Source organism: Acinetobacter sp. UC24323 (genome assembly GCF_024151445.1).
Classification (GTDB): Bacteria; Pseudomonadota; Gammaproteobacteria; order Pseudomonadales; family Moraxellaceae; genus Acinetobacter; species Acinetobacter baumannii.
The window spans coordinates 125,428-150,072 of the sequence record NZ_JAHIBY010000003.1 but is presented as its reverse complement, the minus strand read 5'-3'; the positions used below and the strand labels follow the sequence as shown (position 1 = coordinate 150,072).

Below are 24,645 nucleotides of genomic sequence, written 5' to 3'. Positions count from 1 at the left end.
AATTAAATCGACCAGTCCTGAATTTCCCAGTTGTGCTCTTGAGCTAACTTTTCAAGGCGATCATCAGGATTTACCGCAATCGCATGCGTTGCATATTCAAGTAAAAAACGGTCATTAATTGAATCTGAATAAGCCCATGACTCAGAAACGCTACGACCGTCCAGCCATGCCTCAAGACGTGCAAGTTTGCCCTTTTGATAACACGCTAAACCCGCCACTTTACCTGTATATTTACCATCAGCAACCTCGGCGTTAGTTGCTAAGATTTCAGTAATTCCAAATTCACGGAAAATCGGCGCAGTAATAAAATCACTTGTTGCTGTAATACCTACAATGGTATGGCCTAAATCTTGATGTTTTTTGATTGCATCAAAACCTTTTGGTCGCATTTGAGGACGAATCACTTTTTCCATAAATAACTGATGAAGCTCAGTTAAGTAGTTATTGTCATGCTTTGTTAGAAAGCCGAAAACAAACTCATTATAAGCATATGGATCTAGTCGCCCTGCTTTGTAGTCTTCATAAAATTTATCATTCATCTGACGATGATGAACCGGATCAACCAAACCTTCATTGACTAAAAATTCACCCCACGAGTGGTCTGAATCGGTATTTAACAAGGTATGGTCTAAATCAAACAACGCCAGTTTCATGAAAATTCTCGTTTAAACTGAAATTTAAGAAAAAAAATGTAAATCTATCTCCGCTAGTCGATAGAAATTCGTTAAGATCGTAACAATTTAAACATTTTACTTTGATCTTTTCGAGCTGGACATAAAAAAGTGTTTGTCCCCGTGATCGAAGTCAACGATATAGACAATATTTAGGTAGCCAAATGATCGACTCAGAAGGTTTCCGACCCAATGTCGGGATCATTTTGGCAAACGATGATGGACAGGTTTTATGGGCAAAGCGCATTGGTCACAATGCTTGGCAATTTCCACAAGGAGGCATCCAGTTTGGAGAAACCCCTGAACAGGCACTTTTTCGAGAACTGAGAGAAGAAATCGGCTTATTGCCCGAGCATGTCCAGATTATTGCGCAAACCAAAGGATGGCTGCGTTATCGTTTGCCACATCGGTATATTCGGTCAGACTCTGACCCCGTATGTATCGGACAGAAACAGAAATGGTTTTTACTGAAGTTAACTGCGCCTGCAAAAAACATTCAGTTAAACCTCGCCGACCCGCCTGAATTCGATGAATGGCAGTGGGTTAGCTATTGGTATCCTCTTGGTCAAGTGGTGAACTTCAAACGTGATGTTTACCGTAAAGCCATGGTGGAGTTGTGTACACAGTTGCCAGTGCAACAATTACCCTAAAAATCATTTATCTAGCAAATGATTTTTATTAAAAGTGCTGTTATAAATACATTCATAGTCTAAAAAAATACTGGAGTATACATCCATGTCAAACATGCAACTCGACACTCTAAGACGCATTGTTCAAGAGATTAATGCGTCCGTGAGTTTGCATGAATCGTTAGACATTATGGTCAATCAGGTTGCTGAGGCCATGAAAGTGGATGTTTGCTCTATTTATTTACTCGATGAACGCAATCAACGTTATGTATTGATGGCCTCAAAAGGCTTAAATCCAGAATCTGTTGGGCATGTTTCATTGCAGTTAGGTGAAGGCTTGGTGGGTCTGGTTGGGCAACGTGAAGAAATTGTTAACCTTGACAATGCGCCAAAGCACGAACGCTTTTTGTATTTACCTGAAACGGGCGAAGAAATTTATAACTCATTCCTTGGCGTACCCGTCATGTATCGCCGTAAGGTTATGGGTGTTTTAGTTGTCCAAAATAGACTTCCTCAAGACTTTAGTGAAGCAGCCGAATCATTTTTAGTCACCTTATGTGCACAGCTCTCAGGAGTTATTGCACATGCGCATGCGGTTGGAAATATTGATGTATTTCGCAAGCCAAGCAATGGACCTGCCTATAAAACCTTTCAAGGCGTTTCCGGTGCAGGTGGGGTGGCTTTAGGTCGCGCTATTATTTTATATCCACCTGCCGACTTAGGTTCAGTACCTGACCGCGAAGCAGAAGATATCAGCGATGAACTCCGCATTTTAGATCAAGCTATTTCATCGGTACGTTCAGAGATTCGTTCTTTAGATGAAAAAATGCATGACTCGCTCATGGCAGAAGAACGCGCTTTGTTTAGCGTATTCTTAAGAATGCTAGATGAAAATGCCTTACCTTCAGAAATTAAAGAACTGATCCGTGATGGGCATTGGGCACAAGGTGCGGTGCGCCGTGTAATTGAAAAACACACTGCCCTATTTGCACAAATGGAGGACGATTATCTTCGTGAACGCGTTTCTGACCTTAAAGACTTAGGGCGGCGTATTCTAGCGTGCTTACAAGAAGAAGATTCGAGCCACCGTGAACTTAGCCCAGACAGTATTTTAATTGGTGAAGAAATTAGTACCGCTGCGCTAGTAGAATTACCAGTAGACAATATCGCAGCGATTGTGACGTCAGAAGGCGCAGCCAATTCGCATATGGTGATTGTTGCCCGTGCATTAGGTATTCCAACGGTTGTCGGCGTAACCGAACTACCTGTAAATACGCTTGATGATGCAGAAATGATTGTGGATGCCTATCAGGGCCGTGTTTTTGTAAACCCTCCACGTCGTTTACGTCAACGTTATAAAGAAATTCAAAAAGAAGACGAGCAAATCGCAAAAGATCTCAAACAATATGAGACCAAAGAAGCGATTACACCAGACGGTGTCTCTGTTCAACTGTTTGTGAACACGGGCCTTATGATTGATGTAGTCCGCGGTGTACAACGTGGCGCTCAAGGTGTGGGTTTGTACCGTAGTGAAATTCCATTCATGTTACGGGAACGTTTCCCAGGTGAAGAAGAACAACGTGCCATCTATCGCCAACAGTTGAGTCACTTTGCCAATAAGCCGGTAGTCATGCGTACCCTAGATATTGGTGCCGATAAAGACTTACCTTACTTCAGTATTGAAGAAGAGAACTCGGCATTAGGGTGGCGCGGTATTCGTTTCACGCTCGACCATCCGGAGATTTTCTCAGCACAAATCCGGGCAATGCTTAAAGCCAGTATTGGTTTAAATAATTTGCATATCCTATTGCCAATGGTAACGACAGTAAGTGAAGTCGAAGAAGTACTTTATTTACTTGAGCGTGACTGGATTGCAGTACAAGAAGAAGAACAAGTTAAAATTACTAAACCAAAAATCGGGATTATGGTTGAGGTACCGAGTGTACTACTACAAATTGATGAGTTCGCCGAACTTGTCGATTTCTTCTCGGTTGGTTCAAATGACTTAACTCAATACTTACTTGCTGTGGACCGTAATAATCCGCATGTCGCAAACGTCTATTCACACTTCCATCCGTCTATTTTGCGGGCTTTAACTCGACTCGTGAAGGAATGTCATAAATACCAAAAACCGGTAAGTATTTGTGGTGAGATGGCGGGTGATCCTTTATCGGCGATCTTACTGATGGCCATGGGCTTCAATACCCTTTCGATGAGTTCAAGTAACATCTTGCGTGTCCGAAAAGCAATTTGCCATGTCCCAATGTCAGATGCCCAAAAGCTGCTTGATGATGTCATGAAAATGAATAATCCGCTTATTGTAAAAAGCTGGCTTGAGTACTACTTTAAAACTCACGGTCTAGCCGATATGGTTAAATCTAACCGCCTTGTAAGCGTATAAATACTCAAAAAAGGAGAGTCAAAAAGCTCTCCTTTTTCAATTCATCTATTTTTAAATTTTCTCTTCATTTTTAAGTTCCCACTTAGCACACTCCTAATCTTTATTTTTTCTAAAAATCGGTTTTACCAATTAATATTGACAATTTAATCCATTTGAAAAATAAACAATCAGATTCTAGTATATTTAAAGAACGAAATTGAAAGATATTGCGATGTTTCAATGATTAAGGAGCTCATGCCATGCGTCATTATTTGCAAAATTTGAACCATTTTCCCTCTTGTTTTTTAGCCTTCATGCAGTAAATTGAAGGAATAATAAACAAAGGAAACTCATGTATTGTTGAATAAAACTGATGAGCTGACATAACAGTGAAAAATTTTTAAAACGGTTTCTCTCACCATTTGTTCTCTCATTTCTTTATTCGATACGCATCATTTTTTTAACCCAGAAGTCCAGGAAAATGAGCCTTCAGTTTTATTAAGAGCTCAATAAATATTACCCAGAGAGAATATAATCATGTCAAACGAATCAAAATGTCCTTTTTCAGGTCATAACTCAAAACCGCAAGTAACAGTCGGTGGTGGCACGGCTAATTTACACTGGTGGCCAAATCAATTACGTGTTGACTTACTTAATCAACATTCAGAACGCTCTAATCCACTCGGTAAAGATTTTAATTACCGTCAAGAATTTAAAAAACTCGACTACTACGCACTTAAAGCCGATATCAAAAATGTATTAACCGATTCCCAAGACTGGTGGCCAGCCGACTGGGGAAATTATACGGGCTTATTTATCCGTTTAGCGTGGCATGCTGCCGGTACATATCGTATGGGCGATGGCCGTGGTGGTGCCGGTCGTGGTCAACAACGTTTTGCTCCATTAAATAGTTGGCCCGACAATGCAAGTTTAGATAAAGCACGCCGTTTACTATGGCCAGTTAAACAAAAATACGGTCAAAAAATATCTTGGGCCGATTTATTTATTCTTGCCGGGAACATCGCACTTGAGTCTTCTGGTTTCCGTACCTTTGGTTTTGGTGCTGGTCGTGAAGATGTTTGGGAACCAGACAACGATGTAAACTGGGGCGATGAAAAAGAATGGTTAGCTCATCGTAACTCTGAAGCATTGGCGGGCAGTAATCTTGCTGCAACCGAAATGGGCCTAATTTATGTGAACCCTGAAGGGCCACAAGCGAGTGGTGACCCACGATCAGCAGCACCGTTTATTCGTGCCACTTTCGGCAACATGGCAATGGATGATGAAGAAATTGTTGCCTTGATTGCTGGCGGTCATACTTTAGGTAAAACTCACGGCGCTGCCCCTGCTGACCATGTCCAAGCAGACCCAGAAGGTGCACCAATTGAACAAATGGGCTTTGGTTGGGCAAACAGCTATGGCACAGGTGTCGGTAAAGATGCGATCACTTCAGGTTTAGAAGTTATTTGGTCACAAACGCCAACACAATGGAGCAATTACTTCTTTGAAAACCTCTTCAAATACGAATGGGTACAAGAACGTTCACCTGCTGGCGCAATTCAATGGGTAGCGGCAGATGCTGAAGCCATCATTCCAGATCCTTTCGACCCATCAATTAAACGTAAGCCAACCATGCTTACTACAGATTTGACCTTACGTTTTGACCCTGAGTTTGAAAAGATCTCTCGTCGTTTCCTTAACGATCCACAAGCCTTTGCCAATGCTTTTGCTCGTGCTTGGTTTAAATTAACTCACCGCGATATGGGACCAAAAGCACGTTATTTAGGTCCAGAAGTTCCTGCTGAAGATTTAATTTGGCAAGATCCATTACCTGCTGCTAGCGCTATACCATCTTCTGCAAGCATTGCTGATGCAAAAGCAAAAATCGTTGCTCTAGGATTACCTGCTGGTGAGTTGGTTTCCCTTGCATGGGCATCTGCATCAACATTCCGTGGTGGAGATAAACGTGGTGGTGCAAACGGTGCACGTATTGCTTTATCACCACAACGTGAGTGGGAAGTAAACAAAAAAGCTGTTGAGACTTTAACTAAAATTGAAGAACTCAAGGCATCAACCCAATTGTCATTGGCGGATTTAATCGTGTTAGCTGGTAACGTTGGTGTAGAGCAAGCTGCTCAAGCAGCAGGTTTCAATATTACCGTTCCGTTTGCCCCTGGTCGTGTTGACGCATTACAAAGTCAAACCGATGTTGAATCATTCCAATTACTGCTCGGTCTTGCTGACGGTTTCAGAAATTGGAAAAAACAGGGAGTCAACACACCAGCTGAAGTCTTATTAATTGATAAAGCACAACAACTGACTTTGACTGCACCAGAGTTAACTGCATTGATTGGTGGTTTACGTGTACTGGGCACTAACTGGGATGGTTCTCAACATGGTGTCTTCACTCAGCAAGTTGGTGTACTCAGCACAGACTTCTTCACAAACTTACTCGACATGTCGAATGTATGGGCACCTGTTGATTCAACAAGTGAAGTATTTGAAGGTAAAGACCGTAAATCAGGCACAGTGAAATTTACCGCAACACGTAATGATTTAGTCTTTGGTTCGAATTCTATCTTACGTGCATTAGCCGAAGTTTATGCTCAGGCAGATGGTAAAGAAAAATTTGTTCAAGACTTTGTTGCTGCATGGACTAAAGTCATGAATCTTGACCGTTTTGACTTAGCTTAATTTAAGCCAAAATAATAAAAAGCCAGTTCAAATTGAACTGGCTTTTTTAATACAAAACAATGAATTTTTAGACAGTCAATTTATGCCCTTCTCGAATGCAATAAAAAGGATTAGCAAGCTTTGATGAAGCTTTAATGGCTTGAGCTAACGCATGTTCAGGATCTTCACGCCCCTCATCCGTTAACTGAAAAGTTCGATAGTGAATTGCTACCGACCGATGTGCTTGTAAATCTAAATGCGCATGAACTGCATCTTGCGGATTCATATGAACATAGCTCATTAATTTACGAGGTTCATAAGCTCCGATTGGAAGTAAGGCCACACGCGGCGCGCCATAGCGCGTATGAATTTGTTTGAAGTGGCCCGCATAACCGGTATCACCCGCAAAAAAACAATGTCCTGTTTTTGCCAAAACCGAAAAACCGCCCCAAAGTGCCTTATTTTGGTCACGTAAACCCCGCCCCGAGCCATGCTGAGCAGGTGTATAAACAATTCTTAATTCGTGATACGGAATTTCCTGCCACCAATCCATTTCAATTACATGGAACTCTTTAGGTAAGTAAAATCCGTTGCCAAGCCCTGTATAAATCGGCATAGCAAACTTCTTATGAAGCCACTCAAGCGTTGCTAAATCCATGTGGTCATAATGGTTATGGCTCAACAATACCCCGTGAATGGTAGGTAACTGCTCTAAAGCAAAACCCGCTGGGCATACACGACGTGGACCACGACCATGTAAAGGACTTGCGTAGTCACACCATACCGGATCGGTAATAAAGTTATAAGGTCCAATTTGAATGAGTACCGTAGCATGTCCTACAAACCAAACTTGCCAATCATCTAAATCCGCATGAGGACGGTTTTGTGGTAAAGCAATTGGTGTATTAACACGTACATCATATTCATTCTGAATATCAACATTCCAAGTATAAGACTCACGAGTGACTAACCAACGCAATAACTCTTTCGATCCTCGTGCAGGCGATCTAGGCTGCTGATTATAAAAACGGGTGTCATTTTCATGGCCCAGTTCAGGATGACAAAAAGGCGGTTTTATCCATGTATGCGTCCAACAGGACTGAGTCGGCAATTGATAAGTTAATGTCGGCTTGTCTTTCATGGGCTTATTCTATGGTTGTAGCATCAGGAGGATGAATCATTCAGTTTTCTATCTTAGCGATTTAAATAAATTAAGCTATGACACTTACACTTATTTATCATATAAATATCCCTTTTATTTTTGTCACAGCCGACATAGATCAATCTAAAGTGCCACAAAAAAATGTTTAGATGTGTTGAGTTTGTGATTCGTTAATTACTATTCTTATTAAAAGCTACTGTATAACATAACAATAGAATATAATAAGCAAAGACTTACAACAGAGGTGAGCTAATTTCTTTGTGGTTAATCTCTTATTTTTAAAACTGCTCAATTTTATCAATTTTGCTTCATATATAAACTATTAAACCAAGCAGCACATGCATTGAAAAAACTAAAAAAATATAGCAAGATGAACCGAAACATTTATTAACAAAATACTCCTTACACATTTTTTGTTAGAAGTTAAGATTCTCAATTGTTAAATTAACAATACTTTTTTTCATAATATGAGAAAACTTTAAGTGAATTTCTGAAAAGTAATTTAAATTTCTTTTCTAAATTTAAAATCACTTTGGTTATGAATATGAATTAATATATTTTACAAATTAATAATTAAATAAAATTTCATATTAATTTCATAATGATTTATAAATTTTCATTTATTTTATAAATACCTAAAGCACCTTCACGCTATATAGTTTTATGCTTTATACTTTACTTAAATCATAGTAAGACATTTTTTGGATTAGTCTTATGGAATTACGCCATCTTCGATATTTCATTACAGTTGCTGAAGAATTAAATTTTAGTAAGGCCGCTCTCAAACTCTATACTGCTCAACCCTCCCTTAGCCAACAAATTAAAGATTTAGAAGAAGATGTCGGGGTACGACTTTTAAACCGCACAAAACGTAAAGTTGAGTTAACAGAAGAAGGTGAAGTATTTTTAGAGCATGCCCGTTTAACGCTTGCTCAAGCTGATAAAGCAGTAGCGATGGCCCGCCAAGTCTCAAAGGCTAAACAACAATTATTACGTATCGGTTTCGTCCCCATCGCAGAAATGAAAATTTTTCCATACGTACTTCCAAATCTGCGCTTACAACACCCTGACCTCACCATTGAATTATCAAGTTTAAATAACGCTGAGCAACTCAAAGCCTTAAAAAGAGGTGAACTCGACATCACGTTTACCCGTGATAATACTGAAAATGATGAAATCCAAAGCCAATTTGTCTTAACAGAACCTTTAATTTTTTTATTACCAAGAAACCATCCACTTGCGAAATATGACCGTATTCCGGTCAAAGCTTTGCATGGTATTGATTTTATTATTCCGGCAGCTGAACAATCTAATACACTACACAATACAATTTTAGAGTTTACTAAAACTCATGGTATTGACCTCAATATTGTACAAAAGGCCGATAGCATTTTACTTAATATAAACTCTATTGGTTCAGGCCTAGGTTGTACTATTTTACCTGCCTATGTCGCGCCTTTAGGGGTTTCTAACACTGTAGTTCGCCCTCTAGATGTCGAATTACCTTCTTTAGATTTATTTGTTAGTTATCGTAAAAATACAGAGTCAGTCGGTGTAAAAAGATTTATTGATCAACTCAACAAAGTATTTCATCTTGATAAAAATCTAGATTAAGCACTTTAGGTATATTTACGCTTATTATTAAATAATAAATGAGTTAGAAAATTTAAATGCATGTATAAAAAAATGAAATTAAAATTTATTTAATATCTTTTATCGATTAATTAATTTGAGATAATTTTTATTATATTTTAGATTGTCACACTTAATAAAAACAAAAATGACGATCTAAAGTATAAAGGTTATATAAAACTTAATGTTAAATTAACCAAACAGTAAAAAATATATTTAAGATAACAGCAAGGAGAGTTAACAAGATGGTTGGACTATTTCAGCATTTAGGACGTAGTGTACAAAACCGCCCTCACTTCTTTATTGCTTTAATTTTTGGAGTGGTTGTTGCAAGTTTATTGGCATGGCTCACTTCATGGAAATGGTCTACCATTTTATTAGCAAGCTGGAATGGCTCAATCAGTTTATATTTACTCCATGTCTGGAAACTGATGAGAAGTGCCGACCATTCACAAATGCAACAGCAAGCCAAAAAACAGGACGAAAGTAAATGGGTCATTATGCTCATTGTTTTATTGGCCATCACAATGAGTCTAGTTGCGATTTTGGTACAACTTTCCCAGCTCCCTTCTGGGCATTATGAAAAGTTAGGACATGTAGCGTTAGCTTTACTCACCATTATTTCAGCATGGCTTTTCATGCATACTGTTTTCGCTTTGCATTATGCCCATGACTTTTATATGGCTCTATCCAGAAATGAAGAGAACGGTGGGTTAGACTTCCCGGGTACCGAACATCCAACCTACCCTGACTTCTTATATTTTAGCTATATTATTGGTACCTCAGCACAAACCGCCGATGTTTCAATTACCAACAAACATATGCGTCTTTTAAACTTATTTCATGCTGTATTATCTTTTGGCTTTAACACGACCATTTTAGCGATTTGTATTAACGTTGCTGCTGGCTTTCTTACTAACTAGACCCTTTATTAAAAAACAAAAAAGCCCCATTTTGGGGGCTTTTAAGAATAATTATATTTACAACAGTTGGCCCATACTGCTTTGTTTTAGGCCTTCGCGCTGTTTGATCGTTTCAACATAACGTGTAATGGCTGGGTGCGATTCAATCGTTTTCATTTTTAATTGCCATAATAGCATGGCTCCAACACTTACATCTGCGGCGGTAAATTGTTCACCACATACATACGGATTTGCTTCACTCAGTCCTTGAACTAAAGCTTGATAAGCATCGTTATAATCACCATAACCCACAAACATTTTTTGCTCAGGTGCGATCTCTATTCCTAAAGCTTTATCGACACCAGCAGCTTCCCAAGGACCCGCCATCATAAAAAGCCAACGATAGTACAAACCACGTTTCGGATCATCTAAAGCAGGTGCCAAACCTTTGTCACTAAATTTGTCTGCCAGATATGCACAAATTGCACCTAATTCATAAATAACGACATCGCCATCTACCAATACAGGCACTTTCCCAAACGGGTTAAGCTTTAAATATTCGGGTGATTTCATCTCAGTTCGGTATGCTACTTCAATACGTTCACATTCCACGCCAAGCTCAACCAAAAGCCAGTCTATAACGACACCACGCGATTCATTGTTAGTATAAAGTTTAAGACTCATTCTTATTGCTCCTTGTTTATCGTGATTCCTAGTCTACAAATACCTTTTGTCAGTTTTTGTCAGTAGTCCTTTGCATTTCTTGTTTCCACCATCTTTGAAACAGATGTTTTTTAAATTCAGGATATATTTCCTCACTCATTTGCAAATCATGAATACGATCTATCCGAAAATGGCGAAATGCCTGCCGTAATTCACACCAAGCAGCAAGTACAACTTTGTCATGTAAATACCCTAAAGCAAAAGGCCAAAGAGAACGTTGACTCATACGCTTGTGTTCATCGCAATAATCGACTTTGATCTTTACTTGTTTACGGATCGCTAAACGTACTTGTTCTACTAAAGCTTCATCAACCGGATGCCAGTAATGTGTAACACCTAGCGTCATATCATCGATCAAATATTTCCGGTGCTCTGGTAAAACCGCATAAAGTTTAGAATAGATTGAAACGGCTGCCGATTTCATTGCCTGATCTGGAACGTCTTTCAACCACTCTAAAGCTAAAAATAGAGCCTCGGCTTCATTCTCATTAAAAGTAACCGGTGGTAATAAAATGTCTTCTTTAAGCTGAAACCCCAAACCTGCCGATGCATCTATTCTCACACCTTGAGCACGTAAACTATCAATATCACGGTAAATACTGCGAATACTAATTCCCAAGCGTTCAGCCAAGACTTGAGCAGTAACGGGATAACGAGATTCACGGAGTTGCTGTAAAAGATTTAATAGACGAATAGAGCGGCTCATTTTTTCTCTTCTTATTGTTCTTTAGTTTTAAAAAGAAGGAGGAATAAATTCCTCCTTCTTACATCATTTTAAATTACGCTACGTCTACAGTAGATAACTTTGCATACTCTCTTAAAAAGTTGTGCAGCTCAGATACATCTTTAGCAATGGTTAAAGGCTGGAACTGTTGTAGAACTTCGACCGAGTGCACTCCATAGCCCACCCCAATACGAGGCATACCTAAACGCTGAGCCATTTCAAGGTCATAACTACTATCACCAATCATAACTGCCTGTTCGACACTTACTCCAGTTACAGTCAAGATTTCTTGTAACATGAGCGGGTCTGGTTTTGAACGGGTTTCATTGGCTGCTCGAGTAACATCAAACAGATGAGTACTCTGTGTTTTTGCAATCACACGGTCTAATCCACGACGGTTTTTACCCGTCGCAACTGCAAGTTTTAAACCTTGAGCTTTTAAGTCATGAAGTAGTTCAGAAATACCTTCAAACCATGCATCATTTGTCGAGTTGGCAATATAGTGATCGCCATATGCTTTTAAAATCGAATCATGCAAATCAGGTACTTCTGGAAATAAGGTCTGCATCACTTCCGGCAAACCTAAACCGATAATACTCTTTGCGGCTTCATCAGTCAGAGTTAACTTATGCTCTTCTGCCGCATGCTGTAAACTTGCAACAATCTGACCAACAGAATTATATAAAGTACCATCCCAGTCAAAAATCACTAATTCGGTTTTCAGACTCATTTTGCTACTCTCAAAGCCTCTAATAACTGGGTCATGTCTTCTGGCAACGGAGCTTCAATCGTTGGATAACCCGGAATATCCAAACGCATGGCATGTAAACACAAACGGCGTGCTTCAGGCCCCGTATATGCAGTGTTGTGCCCATATTTATCATCGCCCACCAACGGATGTCCAATACTTAAACCATGTACACGAATTTGATGGGTACGCCCTGATAAAGGAGATGCATGAACTAAAGTGGCATTTTTAAAGCGCTCTGCAACTACCCATTCGGTTTTACTTGGCTTACCTTCTTTAGATACACGTACACGACGTTCGCCATTGGCTAACTCATAACGAAATAAAGGAGCATCAATGAGCTGTTTATCAAGACTCACCTGACCTTTTACAATCGCTGCATAGGTCTTACGAATTTTGTGTTCACGCAACATATCTTGTAGCAGTTTTAAAGTGCTACGTTTCTTACTAATCATAACTAGACCAGAAGTGTCGCGGTCAATACGGTGAATCAGTTCTAAATATTTTTTACCTGTTGCTGCGCGTAGTGCCTCAATCAAACCATAAGCCACGCCACTACCACCATGTACAGCAATACCCGATGGTTTATTTACAACTAATAGTCCTTCATCTTCATAGACCACACGGCTTAATAAACCTTGAGCCACACTGTCGCTTACAGGAACAGCAGTTTCATCTTTTTGTTCATAGCGAATAGGCGCAACACGAATCTGGTCTCCAATTGTAAGTTTGGTCTCGGCTTTAATACGTTTTTTATTCACGCGAACCTGACCTTCACGAATCAAACGATAAATTCGACTCTTTGGCACACCCTTTAAACGTGAAAACAGGAAATTATCGATTCGTTGTCCTGCTTGATGCTCATCCACCTCAAACCAAGTGACACTTTGCCATTGCTGTGTAGAATTCATACTAATATTTAAACCTGAAATTTTACGAAATTTGATTAATAAATGACCGATTAGCTTAGTTTTTTCACAAGAAATCTAAGCTTAGCCCATAGGCAGATGCTGCAAGGTTTGATATAGTCAGCGCACGGATACCACCGTAAGTGAACATCTAAAGGGAAATTTCCCTGATTGAAACCTCAATCAAAATGATGCTTTCATCACCAGCTCGGACAGGTCCTAAAGAATTATGCCGACGCCGAAGGCTTATTATATCGGCAAAATGACAAACTGTTGCGTTTAATTCAGTTTGTTCAAAAAAATATGTTACCAACTCTAGTTGGTTATGGAACGTAAACTGATACACATCAGACAAATCGCTCCTTAATGTTGCCTTCAGGCTAAAGCGTTGATGCATTGGAACTGCCGAAAGCACCGATACGATGAGCATTCCGTATCAAACTTCCAATAAAGAAGTCACTTCGCGCCCAATGACAGTGAAAGTCATTAACCAATGCACCGCTCACCCGCCAGTGAAGCAAAAAGGAATTCCGATTTAAAGGTTGAAGCAGTATTGCCTACATCACAGACGAGAATCGAAGCTAAGGCTAAATGTAGCCGGTAACAGATGACTCAGACCACAAGTATTTTGAGATCTGGGAAATGATCCGTCATGTTCGATGTTCGTTCAGAACCTTTAAGTTTGTTTGGTTTGTTTGTGTGAGTCACTATTAGGTGTCACACCCATGAAACGTATGTTGATTAATGCAACTCATGCCGAAGAAGTTCGCGTTGCACTTATCACTGGTAATCGTCTTTACGATTTTGATTTAGAGAATCGTACCCGAGAACAGAAAAAATCCAATATCTATAAAGGCCATGTCACCCGCGTAGAACCATCTTTAGAAGCTGTTTTTGTTGAATATGGCGCAGGTCGTCAAGGCTTCTTGTCTATGCGTGAAATTGCGAACAGCTATTTTCAGGCAGACCCACGTCAAACTTCAAACATTCGTGAACTTATTACTGAAGGCACAGAGCTTTTAGTTCAGGTTGAAAAAGAAGAACGTGGTAATAAAGGTGCAGCACTTTCTACGTTTATTTCCCTTGCAGGCCGTTATTTAGTTCTTATGCCAAATAACCCGAAAGGTGGTGGCATTAGCCGTCAAATTTCAGGTTCAGTACGTGAAGAATTAAAAGAAATTTTAGCTTCTTTAAATGTACCTCGTGGTATGAGCGTTATTGTTCGTACTGCTGGTATTGGGCGTACTCAAGAAGAATTACAGCTCGATTTACAACACTTGCTTGACCTGTGGGCACAAATTCAAGGTACAGCGAGCTCAGGCCCTTCTCCGATGCTTGTTCATCAAGAAGCGGGGGTGGTAACACGTGCAATTCGTGATTACTTACGTGATGACGTTGCTGAAATCTTAATTGATAGCGAACAGGCTTATAACGAAGCATATAACTTTGTTAAAGCAGTGATGCCTCGCCAATTAGACAAATTAAAAACTTATACTTTAAACGAGCCATTGTTTGCTCATTTTGGTATTGAAAGCCAAATTCAAACTGCTTACGAGCGTGAAGTAAAACTTCCTTCTGGCGGTTCAATCGTCATTGACCAGACTGAAGCTTTAGTTTCAATCGATATTAACTCTGCGAAATCAACTCGTGGACATGATGTTGAAGAAACTGCACTGAATACTAACCTTGAAGCAGCAGAAGAAATTGCTCGCCAGCTTCGTTTACGTGACATTGGCGGTTTAGTTGTTATCGACTTCATCGATATGACTAAAGAACGCAATCAACGTATGGTTGAAGCAAAACTTCGTGAAGCAACACAAAGCGATCGTGCCCGTATCCAGTTCGGTCAATTGTCTCGTTTTGGCTTAATGGAAATGAGCCGTCAACGCTTACGCCCATCGCTTGAAGAAGCAACAGGTTATGTATGCCCTCGCTGTCATGGTACAGGCATGGTTCGTGATTTACGTTCGCTTTCTCTTTCAATTATGCGTAAAGTTGAAGAGATTGCACTTCGTGAACGTCATGGTGAAGTTCAGGTTGAAGTTCCAGTTGAAATTGCAGCCTTCTTGCTTAATGAAAAACGCCATAGTCTGGTGTATTTAGAGCAAACTTCTGGTGTACGTGTGACTGTATTACCACACCCGCACTTAGAAACTCCACATTACGAAATTGCATATAACCCAGATGGCTTTGCTCCATCTAGCTATGAACGTACAGAAGCAACCCGTTCTAGCGAGAAAGAGTTAGGTTATGAGTCTTCTGAATGGCATTTAGAAGAAGCAGATCATGGCCATGCTCATGTAACTGCTACAGCTTCAACTCATGCTGCGGCTCAGAAAAAAGCAAATCATGCAACTCAACCTGTAGCACAACCTTCTGCTCAAAAAGCAGCAAGCCCATGTGCATGGTTAGAAAATCTGTTTGTTCAAAAGCAAGCGCAAACAGTTGATCAATCTCGTTCAGCACAAAATGCTGCTGCTGCGATTGAGCAAATGGTGAATACAGGCGCAGTAAGCCGCGGACAGTTCGGTCAAGTAGCCGTACCTGCTGTTGCAGAAGTTGCGCCAGTTCAATCAAATAACGCTTATATTTCACAGTCACCTGTGAAACAAGACGTTCGTGAACATGTTGAAAAAGATGATAAATCTCAGCAACAACGTCAGAACAACAAAAAGCGTAAACATAAAGAGCAACGTGAACAACATCACCAATCACATGAACAGCAACATCAAGTTCATGAAGAAGTGGTTCAATTGTCACGCCAAGAACAACGTGAGTTAAAACGTCAGCAAAAACGTCAACAGCAGCAAGATCAGCAACATCAAAATAATGATGTACAACACACTGAAAATGCTGTGCCACGTCGTGACCGTAATAATCAACAACGTCCAAACCGTCCAAATCGCCACCGCGATCCAAGTGTATTAAATGAAAATCAAAATACACCGGTTGTTGTTGATGAAAAACAAATTAAGGTTGATGTGATTGATGCACCTAAGCATGATGTCATGAACACTGCTTTAATCATCAATGTTGATCAAGGTCAAAGTGAGATTGTTGCACTTACACCTGAGCGTCGTCACGTTGAGCGAGTTGAAACGACTTCTACTGAAGTTGCTCAAGAGCCAACTCCAGCTCCTGTTGTAGCCGAGAAAGCTGCTGTAGTTGAAACCAAAGAAGAAGCTCAGCCAAGCCAAGAAGCTGCTCAGCCACAAATCAAACGTGCTAGCAATGACCCTCGTATGCGTCGTCGTCAGCAACGTGAGGCTAAACACGCTAAGGCAGCTGCGCCATCTATTGCGCCATCGCAAATTCCAACTTTGGCACAACACACAATCGGTAGTTTAATCCGTCATGTGTATGGTGAAGATTGCACCGTATTGATTGAACAATTTGGTCTAGTCCCAACGTTTAATCGTGCTTTGCAGAAATTTGCAGAACAGTACGCAAGTACGTTAGTAGTTGAAGTTACTGCTGAAACAGAAGAGAAAAAGCCGGTAACTCGTGATGCAGAACTTCCAAGCCACAAACCAGCTGAAGAAGCAGAACCTGCACCAGTACTTCCGCTTACTCCGCCACAAGCACCAGCTCCACGTGTTGCAAATGACCCGCGTGAGCGTCGTCGTTTAGCAAAACTTGCTGCGGAACAAGCATTTGAGCAAGTGAAACAACAACATTCTGCTCAAGAAGAAGTTGCTACTCCTGCTCCTGTAGCAGAAGAAACCGTTGCTGCTCCAACTGCTGAAACACAAGCAACAGTTGAACCAGCACAACAACCGCTTGAACTTAATCAGTCAACTGAAGTCGTACAACCTGAAGCTGCTCCTGCAGAGGAAAAAGCTACAGAAGAAACAGTAGCTGAAGCTCCTGCAGCGAAGGAACCTGCGCCATCAAAAGCAGCAAGCAAAGCAAAAGCAGCGGCTGAAGAAACAGTAGCTCCGACTGAAGCAACAACTGATGCCGAATCAGAAGACGTTAAGGCAGATAAGGACAAACCGAGCCGCCCTCGTCGCCCTCGTGGCCGTCCGCCAAAAAAAGCTAATCCTGTAGCTGAGTAAGCCATTTGCTCAATTGCAGCTAATTTAAACAAACCTAGTCATTTCGATGACTAGGTTTTTTTTGTTATTTTTAGCCAATTAGGTTGATTGCACTAGAAGAAAAGTTTTAAAAGCATGGTGAACCATGAAAACTATTGGACTTTTTGCCCACACAACCTTTTTTGGATTGATCGAAAAATAAATAGGATTGATATGAGCCAGACAACACAGACCGATATCATTACGCTTGGTGATGTTGCCACAAGACTTCCTAGCTTCATTCCCAAAGTACCCCATATCCTAAATGGTCTTAAACAGGCTTATTTAAGAACATCAAATACTCCAACAGGTTTGGGTATTGCTTTTGAAAAAGCTGTTAAAAGAAATCCGAAAGGCACGGCATTATTATTTGAAGATCAAAGTTATTCTTATGAAGCTTTAAATGAATGGGCAAACCAGATTTCCCATTACTATCTTTCTCTCGGAGCGCGTAAAGGGGACGTCATTGCTGTAATGATTGAAAACCGCTCTGAGCTGATTGCAACAATTGTTGGTTTAGCCAAAGTTGGTGTGACAATTGCACTTGTAAATACATCTCAAGTCGGTAAGGTTCTCGCTCATAGCATCAATCTTGTAAAACCTATTGCCGTTATTGCGGGTGAAGAAGTCCGAGCTGCTATTGATGAAATTCGTCAGGACTTAAATGTACCTAAAGACCGCTTCCATTGGTTCGCAGATCAGGCAACACGTCAAAACTCGGGTACAGCGCCTGAAGGCTATGTCAATCTTGCGGACCAAATTGATCAATTTCCAAAATTCAATCCGTCTACTACCCGCTCTGTCACTGGTAACGATGGTCTGTTCTATATCTACACATCAGGTACAACAGGTTTACCAAAGGCGGTTATTTTCAAGCACAGTCGCTGGACATTAGCGTATGGCACCTATGGACATATCTTAAACTTAGGACCAGATGACGTCATGTACGTGACCTTACCGCTTTACCATGCAACAGGCGTGGTGGTTTGCTGGTGTGGCGTTATCGCAGGCAGTGCAACACTTGCGATTCGACGTAAATATTCGACTAGCGCATTCTGGAAAGATGTTCAAAAATTTAATGCATCTGCCATTGGGTATGTTGGTGAACTTTGCCGCTACTTGATGGATGCTCCTGTCACCGAGCTTGACCGCAACCATCGTGTAACCAAAATGATTGGTAATGGTATGCGCCCAAATATCTGGGACAAGTTCAAACAACGCTTTGGTGTTAAAGAAGTACTTGAGCTTTATGCATCGAGTGAAGGCAATGTTGGATTTAGTAATATTTTCAACTTTGACAATACGGTTGGCTTCTCTCCTACTCCATATGCCATTATCCAATTCGATAAAGAGAAAAACGAGCCAATACGCGATAAAAATGGCTGGTGCCAGAAAGTAAAAGCAGGTGAAGTTGGCCTACTCATCGGGAAAATTACCAACCGCTCGCCATTTGATGGTTACACCGACCCTGAAAAGAACAAGTCTGTGATCTGGAAAGATGTCTTCAAGAAAGGCGATTCTTATTTCAACACAGGTGATTTGGTCCGTGACATCGGCTTCCGTCATGCACAGTTCGTTGACCGTCTAGGTGATACTTTCCGATGGAAAGGTGAAAACGTATCAACGACTGAAGTTGAAAACATGGTATGCGAATACGACAAAATTGCCGAAGCTGTCGTTTATGGGGTAGAAATTCCAAATACCAATGGCCGTGCCGGTATGGCAGCGATCACTCTCGCAGATGGTGAAGAGCTAAATGATGCTGATTTAACCGAAATGGTGACCGTATTTAAGAAATGTTTACCTACCTATGCAGTACCTGTATTTTTACGTGTACAAAAAAAGGTCGAAACAACAGGTACATTTAAATATCAGAAGAATAAACTGAAGGAAGAAGCGTTTAATCCATGCAAAACTTCTGAACGTTTACTCGCTTTATTACCTGGTGCAAGCAGTTATTGTGATATCACAACTGAAATTTTTGACAATATTCAGGCGTATAAATACCGTTTTTAGTTTATTTTTTAGCTAAACAAGAGGAAATCGTGCTTTTTATAAGCAATCATGCAAATGTTTTTAAATTTCCTCTTGTGTTAGTTGAATAACTTGCTAAAATACGCGACATCAAAACGATACAGTGTTTAGAAGTGTTACTTCTCTCTGAGTCAGTTCGAGTTTGATTGCTAAAGAAAATTATAGATTTTCTCCTGCATTCAAGTAAAACAAGGTTTTACTTAATTCTCGCTCAGGGTCGTTAGCTCAGTTGGTAGAGCAGCGGACTTTTAATCCGTTGGTCCCGCGTTCGAGTCGCGGACGACCCACCACTTATTAGTTTTGAACCTATTTGGGTCGTTAGCTCAGTTGGTAGAGCAGCGGACTTTTAATCCGTTGGTCCCGCGTTCGAGTCGCGGACGACCCACCAAATTCTAAAAAGCCTCTCAGTTCGAGAGGCTTTTTTTATTGTTATCCTATTTTCTTTTTATGACTAAAAGATGACGATACACTTGCGATTTAAAACTTCCCCCACCCAATTCATAAAAACTTCTAGTCGCTTTGGAATATAACTCCTGTTGGGATACAAAATATTAAGTGGAAGCGATGGTGCACTGTAAGCACTCAGCACCTCAACTAAAATCCCCTGTTCAATTTTATCCTGAACATCGTAATAAGGAAGTTGAATAATTCCCAAACCTGCACAAGCGGCGGCGATATAGGCCTCGGTATTGTTCACGCTTAAAGCACTATCCATCATCACAGTTCCACCTTGATATATAAATTCTCCCTGCTTTTCTCCTACAGCTCCTGCGTAATTAATTAATTTATGCTGTTCAAGATCATTTAACTGCTCAGGAATACCATAATCTTGTAAATATTGCGGGCTGGCACAATTCACCATCACCAAATGGCCAATAAATCTTGCAATTAAACTACTGTTATCTAGCTCTCCTACCCGAACAACACAGTCAATTCCCTTTTCAATTAAGTCAGTCAGGTCATCAGAACTATTGAGCTGCAAATGAATATCCGGATAACGATGATAAAAATCAGGCAGCTCAGGAATAATCACTTGATGCACAATTCGGCTAGGCATCGAAATTTTTAATGTGCCCCGGTAATGCTGTTTTTGTGTCTGGATCAACTGTTCTAATTGTTCATAATCAAACAACAGGTTTTGGCATTCTGGCAATATTCGTTGGCCATCTTGAGTAAGACTGACTTTACGGGTAGTCCGATGAAATAAGCGTACTCCATAGTGAGTTTCTAACTGTTGAATGGCACTCGTCACTGTCGAGCGAGGTAGATCAAGCTGATTTGCTACCTCACTAAAGCTTTGTCGTTTAGCGACTTCTGTAAAAATATAAAATTGCTGCAACCGATCCATTTTAATTGTTCGTATTTTCCGAATAGTTAAACCAAACTAGCATAATTGATCACAAATTACTGCCAATCTAGACTTAAAAACACTAAAACAATTCATCATAGGAACAATCATCATGACAACTCATAGCCTCAAAGATAAAGTTGTATTGATTACTGGCGGTGCTAAAAACCTAGGCGGACTCATTAGTCGTAAATTTGCAGAACAGGGTGCAAAACTCGCAATTCATTATAATAGTTCGGAAACTCAGGCAGATGCAGAGCAGACCTTAGCAGATGTTAAAGCATTGGGTGCAGATGCAATTCTAATTCAGGCAGATCTAACTCATATTGAGAATATTGAAAAACTGTTTATAGATACGAAACAACATTTTGGTGGTATCGATATTGCGATTAATACCGTCGGAAAAGTCCTTAAAAAACCGTTTTTAGAAACCACCGAACAAGAGTTTGATAGCATGAGTGATATCAACTCAAAAATTGCCTATTTCTTTATTCAATCGGCGGGTCGACATTTAAATAACGGCGGAAAAATCTGTTCAATCGTAACTTCTCTTCTGGCTGCTTACACAGGGTTCTATTCAACCTATGAAGGTTTAAAAGCACCTGTTGAGCATTACACCCGCGCTGCATCGAAAGAATTTGGAGATCGCCAAATTTCTGTGACTGCTGTTGCACCGGGACCAATGGACACACCATTCTTTTATGGTCAAGAGTCTGCCGAAGCAGTCGCTTACCATAAATCAGCTTCAGCTTTAGGTGGACTTACTAAAATTGAAGATATTGAACCTCTAGTTCGCTTCTTAGTCACCGACGGCTGGTGGATTACAGGTCAGACGATTTTCGCAAATGGTGGTTATACCACCCGCTAAAATTACAAAAGCCGCAATCTCATCGTGCGGCTTTTTCTTAATATTGATTTAATTATAAGAACTCTTCGAGTACCGAGTTTAAGAAAATATGCCCCTGCTCTGTACAAGCCAAACGACCGCTATCCTCTACTAGTAACTTTCTAGCTCGTAATGAAGTGAGTATCTTATTTAAATGATCTAAGCTTAAGCCTGTACGCTGCTCATATAGCTTAGCTTCTACACCATCATTTAAACGTAAAGCATTCATCATAAACTCAAAAGGTAGCTCTTCTGCCTCAATCTTTTTCATTTGCAAATGTTCGGCTGGAACCTTAGCCAAATAGTCTTTTGGCAAACGAGTCTTTTGGAAACGATATACACCATCTGGTCGGGTTACTTTACCATGTGCCCCTGCACCAATCGCAAGGTAATCACCAAACTGCCAATAATTTAAATTATGAGCTGAAGGCTGCTCTTTACGCCAAGCTGACACTTCATAATTGATAAAGCCATTTGCTTTTAGATAGGCTTCACCTTGCTCTTGAATATCTTCTAACACCTCATCTTGAGGTAAAACAGGCTGTGTTCGGAAAAACACAGTATTTGGCTCAATGGTCAGTTGATACCAACTGATATGTGTTGCACCCTGCTCTACAGCCGTCTTTAAATCATAAAGTGCTTGCTCTAGTGTTTGTTCTGGCAAGCCATGCATCAAATCGACATTAACTCGCTTAAAGCCTGCTTGTCTTGCTTGCTCAATTGCATCCATAGCATTGTTGGCTGAATGAATACGCCCAAGTTTTTGCAAGTGATCGGTATTAAAAGTCTGTACACCAATCGATAAACGATTAATTCCTGCTTCTAAATAGCCTGCAAACGGGTCATGTTCTAGTGTTCCCGGATTAGCTTCTAAAGTAATTTCACAGTCATCTTCAAAGTTAAGCAGCGATTTAAGCTGTTCAAATAGCCATGCATAACCTTTAGCAGAAATGAGTGAAGGTGTTCCACCACCAATAAATACACTGTGAATTGAACGTCCTTGTGCCATCTCGACTTGAGTTTCAAAGTCGGCCACCAATGCTTTTAAATAAGTTTGCTCGAGTTCTGCCGAAAGCGCGCCATCAGGCACCGCATGTGAGTTAAAGTCGCAATAGGGACATTTACGCACGCACCAAGGCATGTGGATATATAAAGATAAAGGAACAGAAGCAGGATTTAATACGGCCAAGGAACAGGGTCCAATTTACACAATATTTCTATTTTAACATGACTGCATCAATGGGCTTATGAAAACATACCTTAATTGCTTTAGACTGTTTTTAAACATACTTAAATATTGATAAAAATGATGAAATTCTCTAGTCAACTTTTCCTGATCTTACCCTTAGCTATGGGAATCGGTGTTGCCATGGCTTTTCAGACTGCAATTAATGCTCAGCTTCGTGAGCAATTACACTCACCATTGCAAGCAGCATTGTTATCATTTTTCATAGGTACTATCGTCTTAGCCATTATGGTGTTCTTCCAAAGTGCCGAGAAACCGAGTTTAAGTGAAATATCCAATATTCCATGGCTTCTCTGGACCGGAGGATTTCTTGGGGTTTATGCAATTAGCATGAGCATTTATACTGCACCTAAGCTTGGTTTTTTAACCTTTACAGGGTTAGTCGTTTTTGGGCAATTGGTCATTTCTATGTTACTTGACCATTTTGGCTGGTTAGGTACCGAAAAGACACCTGTTACATGGCAACGGTTTCTAGGTGGAGTGGTCATCTTTGTTGGTGTATTACTTACCTTGCAACGCTAGTTTCATTTTTTATATTTATAAAGAGTACCTTTTGTGTCGAATGTCACGTCGTTTCGGTCTGAATTAAAACAACTCTTCCATTTAATGTTACCTATTTTAATTACGCAGTTTGCTCAAGCAGGGTTCGGGTTAATTGATACCATTATGGCTGGGCATTTATCTGCCGCAGATTTAGCCGCTATTGCGGTAGGTGTAGGCTTATGGATTCCAGTCATGCTCTTGTTCAGTGGCATCATGATTGCAACCACACCATTAGTTGCCGAAGCAAAAGGCGCTAGAAATACAGAGCAAATTCCAGTGATTGTCCGCCAATCATTATGGGTTGCAGTAATTCTAGGGATATTGGCGATGCTCATTTTGCAGCTTATGCCATTTTTCTTACATGTGTTTGGCGTACCAGAAAGTTTACAGCCTAAAGCCAGTTTATTCTTACATGCAATTGGTTTGGGTATGCCCGCTGTAACCATGTATGCAGCGCTACGAGGCTATTCCGAAGCATTAGGCCATCCCCGCCCTGTCACGGTCATTAGCTTACTAGCCTTAGTGGTTTTAATCCCGCTTAACATGATTTTTATGTATGGCTTAGGACCAATACCTGCTTTGGGTAGCGCAGGCTGTGGTTTTGCAACATCCATTTTACAGTGGCTGATGCTCATTACGTTAGCAGGCTATATTTATAAGGCTTCGGCTTATCGAAACACATCTATTTTTAGCAGATTCGATAAAATTAACCTGACTTGGGTTAAAAGAATTTTACAGCTTGGTCTGCCAATTGGTTTAGCTGTGTTTTTTGAAGTGAGTATTTTTAGTACAGGGGCATTGGTCCTTAGCCCTCTAGGGGAAGTCTTTATTGCCGCACACCAAGTAGCAATTTCAGTCACTTCGGTACTGTTTATGATTCCACTTTCTCTTGCCATTGCTTTAACCATTCGTGTGGGGACGTATTATGGTGAAAAGAACTGGGCTTCCATGTACCAAGTACAAAAAATTGGTCTAAGCACAGCAGTATTTTTTGCTCTATTGACCATGTCTTTTATTGCTCTAGGCCGTGAACAAATTGTCTCGGTTTATACTCAAGATATAAATGTTGTGCCGGTTGCCATGTATTTGCTCTGGTTTGCAATGGCATATCAATTAATGGATGCTCTACAAGTCAGCGCTGCCGGCTGTTTAAGAGGTATGCAAGATACTCAGGCACCGATGTGGATCACCTTAATGGCGTATTGGGTAATTGCTTTTCCAATCGGTCTTTATTTAGCGCGTTATACCGATTGGGGCGTAGCTGGTGTGTGGTTAGGTTTAATTATTGGTTTAAGTATTGCCTGTGTTTTATTGCTCTCACGACTCTATTTGAATACCAAACGTTTAAGTCAAACCTAAT

At 40.4% G+C, this 24,645-nt stretch carries 18 protein-coding genes and 2 tRNA genes; 12 read left to right on the top strand and 8 right to left on the bottom strand.

Features of this window, described 5'->3' with window-relative positions:
* Positions 1-2: 2 nt before the first annotated feature.
* On the bottom strand, positions 3-653 hold the full coding sequence (locus tag KNQ97_RS05815; RefSeq protein ID WP_118978267.1) for an HAD family phosphatase: 651 nt from the start codon (positions 651-653) through the stop codon (positions 3-5).
* A gap of 182 nt (positions 654-835) precedes the next feature.
* Here KNQ97_RS05815 and KNQ97_RS05810 point away from each other — a divergent pair, with 182 nt between their 5' ends.
* The 3 genes from KNQ97_RS05810 to katG all read left to right on the top strand — a co-directional run bounded on the left by KNQ97_RS05810 (position 836) and on the right by katG (position 6,374).
* Positions 836-1,321: an RNA pyrophosphohydrolase gene (locus KNQ97_RS05810; protein WP_000567254.1), complete on the top strand. Its 486-nt coding sequence runs from the start codon at positions 836-838 to the stop codon at positions 1,319-1,321.
* A gap of 85 nt (positions 1,322-1,406) precedes the next feature.
* Complete coding sequence (ptsP, locus tag KNQ97_RS05805) at positions 1,407-3,701, top strand: phosphoenolpyruvate--protein phosphotransferase (RefSeq protein ID WP_031379580.1); 2,295 nt, start codon at positions 1,407-1,409, stop codon at positions 3,699-3,701.
* 516 nt (positions 3,702-4,217) lie between these two features.
* Complete coding sequence (katG, locus tag KNQ97_RS05800; protein ID WP_253611970.1) at positions 4,218-6,374, top strand: catalase/peroxidase HPI; 2,157 nt, start codon at positions 4,218-4,220, stop codon at positions 6,372-6,374.
* 67 nt (positions 6,375-6,441) lie between these two features.
* Here katG and KNQ97_RS05795 read toward each other — a convergent pair whose 3' ends face one another.
* Positions 6,442-7,494, bottom strand: a complete 1,053-nt coding sequence (locus KNQ97_RS05795) for an MBL fold metallo-hydrolase (RefSeq protein WP_000653392.1) — start codon at positions 7,492-7,494, stop codon at positions 6,442-6,444.
* 735 nt (positions 7,495-8,229) lie between these two features.
* On the opposite strand from KNQ97_RS05795, the gene hcaR reads away from it, so the two are divergent.
* Both hcaR and KNQ97_RS05785 read left to right on the top strand, forming a co-directional pair.
* Positions 8,230-9,129 carry a DNA-binding transcriptional regulator HcaR gene (gene hcaR, locus KNQ97_RS05790; protein WP_000423241.1) on the top strand — a complete coding sequence of 300 codons (900 nt, stop codon included), beginning with the start codon at positions 8,230-8,232 and terminating at the stop codon, positions 9,127-9,129.
* A 263-nt stretch (positions 9,130-9,392) separates the two neighbouring features.
* On the top strand, positions 9,393-10,070 hold the full coding sequence (locus KNQ97_RS05785) for a DUF1345 domain-containing protein (protein WP_000232918.1): 678 nt from the start codon (positions 9,393-9,395) through the stop codon (positions 10,068-10,070).
* Positions 10,071-10,127: 57 nt separating this feature from the next.
* Here KNQ97_RS05785 and KNQ97_RS05780 read toward each other — a convergent pair whose 3' ends face one another.
* The 4 genes from KNQ97_RS05780 to KNQ97_RS05765 all read right to left on the bottom strand — a co-directional run bounded on the left by KNQ97_RS05780 (position 10,128) and on the right by KNQ97_RS05765 (position 13,155).
* Entirely contained in the window at positions 10,128-10,733 is a 606-nt protein-coding gene (locus KNQ97_RS05780) for a glutathione S-transferase family protein (protein WP_000053842.1), read from the bottom strand.
* A 49-nt stretch (positions 10,734-10,782) separates the two neighbouring features.
* Complete coding sequence (locus tag KNQ97_RS05775; RefSeq protein ID WP_102759922.1) at positions 10,783-11,478, bottom strand: YafY family protein; 696 nt, start codon at positions 11,476-11,478, stop codon at positions 10,783-10,785.
* 73 nt (positions 11,479-11,551) lie between these two features.
* Entirely contained in the window at positions 11,552-12,226 is a 675-nt protein-coding gene (locus KNQ97_RS05770; RefSeq protein WP_000054127.1) for an HAD-IA family hydrolase, read from the bottom strand.
* The gene (locus tag KNQ97_RS05765) at positions 12,223-13,155 is read right to left on the bottom strand and encodes an RluA family pseudouridine synthase (protein ID WP_001089416.1); all 933 of its coding nucleotides are present in this window, start codon (positions 13,153-13,155) and stop codon (positions 12,223-12,225) included. The genes KNQ97_RS05770 and KNQ97_RS05765 overlap by 4 nt, the downstream gene beginning before the upstream one ends.
* Positions 13,156-13,877: 722 nt before the next feature.
* Here KNQ97_RS05765 and KNQ97_RS05760 point away from each other — a divergent pair.
* The 4 genes from KNQ97_RS05760 (at position 13,878) to KNQ97_RS05745 (ending at position 19,650) form a co-directional block, all read left to right on the top strand.
* Positions 13,878-17,210, top strand: coding sequence for an Rne/Rng family ribonuclease (locus KNQ97_RS05760; RefSeq protein ID WP_000827314.1), 3,333 nt, complete (start codon positions 13,878-13,880; stop codon positions 17,208-17,210).
* 192 nt (positions 17,211-17,402) lie between these two features.
* Positions 17,403-19,244 (top strand): long-chain-acyl-CoA synthetase, encoded by a 1,842-nt coding sequence (locus tag KNQ97_RS05755; protein WP_253611969.1) that lies wholly within the window; start codon positions 17,403-17,405, stop codon positions 19,242-19,244.
* Between the two features lie 232 nt (positions 19,245-19,476).
* Positions 19,477-19,552 (top strand) — tRNA-Lys (locus tag KNQ97_RS05750).
* Positions 19,553-19,574: 22 nt separating this feature from the next.
* Positions 19,575-19,650 (top strand) — tRNA-Lys (locus KNQ97_RS05745).
* A gap of 63 nt (positions 19,651-19,713) precedes the next feature.
* Here the strand turns inward: KNQ97_RS05745 and KNQ97_RS05740 are convergent.
* Positions 19,714-20,610 (bottom strand): LysR family transcriptional regulator, encoded by an 897-nt coding sequence (locus tag KNQ97_RS05740; RefSeq protein ID WP_000375490.1) that lies wholly within the window; start codon positions 20,608-20,610, stop codon positions 19,714-19,716.
* 112 nt (positions 20,611-20,722) lie between these two features.
* On the opposite strand from KNQ97_RS05740, the gene KNQ97_RS05735 reads away from it, so the two are divergent.
* Entirely contained in the window at positions 20,723-21,478 is a 756-nt protein-coding gene (locus tag KNQ97_RS05735; RefSeq protein WP_000207252.1) for an SDR family oxidoreductase, read from the top strand.
* A 52-nt stretch (positions 21,479-21,530) separates the two neighbouring features.
* On the opposite strand, the gene hemW is transcribed toward KNQ97_RS05735, so the two are convergent.
* Positions 21,531-22,685 (bottom strand): radical SAM family heme chaperone HemW, encoded by a 1,155-nt coding sequence (gene hemW / locus KNQ97_RS05730; protein WP_130036937.1) that lies wholly within the window; start codon positions 22,683-22,685, stop codon positions 21,531-21,533.
* A gap of 117 nt (positions 22,686-22,802) precedes the next feature.
* Here hemW and KNQ97_RS05725 point away from each other — a divergent pair, with 117 nt between their 5' ends.
* Together KNQ97_RS05725 and abeM are read left to right on the top strand one after the other, a co-directional pair.
* Positions 22,803-23,264 carry a DMT family transporter gene (locus KNQ97_RS05725; protein ID WP_001984522.1) on the top strand — a complete coding sequence of 154 codons (462 nt, stop codon included), beginning with the start codon at positions 22,803-22,805 and terminating at the stop codon, positions 23,262-23,264.
* A gap of 33 nt (positions 23,265-23,297) precedes the next feature.
* Positions 23,298-24,644 carry a multidrug efflux MATE transporter AbeM gene (gene abeM / locus KNQ97_RS05720; protein ID WP_005112202.1) on the top strand — a complete coding sequence of 449 codons (1,347 nt, stop codon included), beginning with the start codon at positions 23,298-23,300 and terminating at the stop codon, positions 24,642-24,644.
* Position 24,645 lies beyond the last annotated feature (1 nt).